At 66.7% G+C, this 1,777-nt stretch carries 2 protein-coding genes and 1 pseudogene; all 3 read right to left on the bottom strand.

Going from position 1 to position 1,777, the window contains the following annotated elements:
- Positions 1–746, bottom strand: a 746-nt coding sequence (locus DBR34_RS24305; RefSeq protein WP_343125625.1) for a histidine kinase dimerization/phospho-acceptor domain-containing protein, incomplete at its 3' end; no start/stop codon positions are given.
- A 153-nt stretch (positions 747–899) separates the two neighbouring features.
- Complete coding sequence (locus DBR34_RS20130; RefSeq protein WP_019182442.1) at positions 900–1,613, bottom strand: response regulator transcription factor; 714 nt, start codon at positions 1,611–1,613, stop codon at positions 900–902.
- A gap of 89 nt (positions 1,614–1,702) precedes the next feature.
- Positions 1,703–1,777, bottom strand: a pseudogene (locus DBR34_RS24310) (arylesterase); the annotation flags it as partial.

Raw genomic sequence — 1,777 nt, forward strand, 5'->3', positions numbered from 1 at the left:
AGGCGCGGCGTCAGCTCCTGGTCGCCCAGCGCGATATCACTGGCGACCCGGATCACCGTCAGCGGCGTGCGCAGCTCATGGCTCGCATCCCGGGTGAAGTTGCGCTCGCGTGCCACGTGCGCCGTGACCCGCGTTGCCAGCGAATGCAGTGCCGCCGCCAGTTGGCGCGTTTCGCCCTGCATGTCCGCCGGCAACTTGTCCGGCGCCAGATCGGCCGCTTCCGGGTGGCCCGGATCCCAGCGCGACACCCGCCGCGCCAGCCAGTTCACCGGCGACACCAGCCGCTTGGAGGCCCGGTAGGTCACCCACGACGCGCCGTACACCGCCAGCAACGTCAGCAGCACCGGCACGATCCCGAACCAGAACGCCAGCATCTCCGCGCGCGAGCGCAGGAACACCAGGTACAGCCGCCCTTCCGGGCGCACGTCCACCAGCACCAGCTGATCGTCGGCCTTCAGTTCGTGGAACCCCGGCGGCAGCGCGCGCAGGTTGGCCGGCAGGCTCAACGGCGAACGCCCGGTCTCCAGCAGGTAGCCGCGTATGTTCTGCGTGTTCGGCGGCGGCTGCATCGGCGAGGCGTCGTAGAGCTGCCAGTAGTAGGCCGCCTCTTCCTTCAGCGCGCTGCTGACCAGGCTGTGCTTGATCACCAGCGACACCAGCCACGCGCCCAGCAGGATGCCCAGGCTGGCCAGCACGGCTTGGAGAATGAAGACGATGCGTATCTTGCGCGGCAGACCGTGCGGCATTACGGGGTCCAGGGCGGTTCGACGCGATTATAGGGAAGCGCGTCGTGATTCCGTCGTGCAAGAAACGACAACGACCCGCACACGCGCGGGTCGTTGTCTCGATCGGGGCCGGTCAAGGCCCCTCCGGTCATGCGCCAGCCACTGCGATGGGCATCAGCTCATCGGCTGGGCGATGTCGGCGATGCGGTAACCGGCGCTCTGCACGGTGTGCAGCAACGGACGGTCGAACGGCTTGTCGATGATCTTGCGCAGGTTGTACAGATGGCTGCGCAGGGTGTCCGAGTCCGGCAGGCCATTGCCCCAGATCTCGCGCTCGATTTCCTGGCGGGTCACCACACGCGGCGATTCGCGCATGAGGATCGTCAACAGGCGCAGGCCGATCGGCGACAGCTGCAGCTCGGTGCCGGCACGGGTGGCCCGCATGCTCACCGGATCCAGCACCAGGTCGGCCACCTTGAGCACTTCCGAGCCCACCTGGCGACGTTCGCGACGGATCAGGGCACGCAGGCGTGCTTCCAGTTCCTGGATCGCGAACGGCTTGGTCAGGTAATCGTCGGCGCCGAAGCCCAACCCGGTCAGCTTGTCGTCCAGCGTGTCGCGCGCGGTCAGCATCAGCACCGGGGTCGACTTGCGGGCGTCGTTGCGCAGCCGGCGGCAGACTTCTATGCCGTCCAGGCGCGGCAGCATCAGGTCCAGCACCACCACGTCATAACTGTTCTCCGCCGCAAGGCGATAGCCGTCCAGCCCGTCCTGGGCATAGTCGACTTCGAACCCGCGGCCTTCCAGATACTCACCGATCATCTCGGAAATATTGCGGTTGTCCTCGACCACCAGCACCAGGCCGGAGGTCTCCTTTGTCTGACGCATGGGATTCCCTCTTTCTTCAGCTTTGTGAAACATGCCGCATCGGCGGTGGAGGTGGCGTGAAGCCGCTCACGCCCGGGAATGACGCCTTGTCACAGCAGGGGTTTGAGGTGGGGCCAGACGTTGTCCAGCACCCGCGGCTGGGCCTTCGCGGTGGGGTGCAGGCC

Origin of the sequence: Stenotrophomonas sp. HMWF003, from assembly GCF_003061285.1 — a bacterium.
Classification (GTDB): Bacteria; Pseudomonadota; Gammaproteobacteria; order Xanthomonadales; family Xanthomonadaceae; genus Stenotrophomonas; species Stenotrophomonas maltophilia_AP.